Origin of the sequence: Halorubrum sp. SP9 (assembly GCF_005435015.1) — an archaeon.
Classification (GTDB): domain Archaea; phylum Halobacteriota; class Halobacteria; order Halobacteriales; family Haloferacaceae; genus Halorubrum; species Halorubrum sodomense.
The window spans coordinates 1-362 of record NZ_SGXU01000489.1; the positions used below are offsets into that span (position 1 = coordinate 1).

1 pseudogene is annotated in these 362 nt (G+C 69.1%); it reads left to right on the forward strand.

Annotated elements, in window-relative coordinates:
* Positions 1-267 (forward strand): annotated as a pseudogene (locus EXE45_RS18345) (bifunctional metallophosphatase/5'-nucleotidase); the annotation flags it as partial.
* Positions 268-362: the final 95 nt, after the last annotated feature.

The window sequence follows — 362 nt, forward strand, 5'->3', positions numbered from 1 at the left end:
GTCTGGGACGACGACGCCGAGCTAATCCTGGAGGCCACCGTCGGCGGTGAGCCGATCGACCCCGACGCCCGCTACACGGTCGCCGTCTCCGAGTACCTGCTCCACTCGGAACACGAGTACCCGACGCTCGCCCAGCGTCACCGGATCGACGAGGCGGACATCCAGTACGAGGTGCTGGCCGACTACGCCCGCGAGCAAGGGATAGACCCCGAGATCGAGGGCCGGATCGAGATCCGAAACCGCGCCGCCGCGGCCGACGACGACTGAGCGGCGAGCGCTACGGTAAGCTCACGTCAACGCCGCGCTGGAGGCCGGCCGCCTTCACCGTGTTGTAGAGGAGCATCGCGCGCGTCATCGGCCCC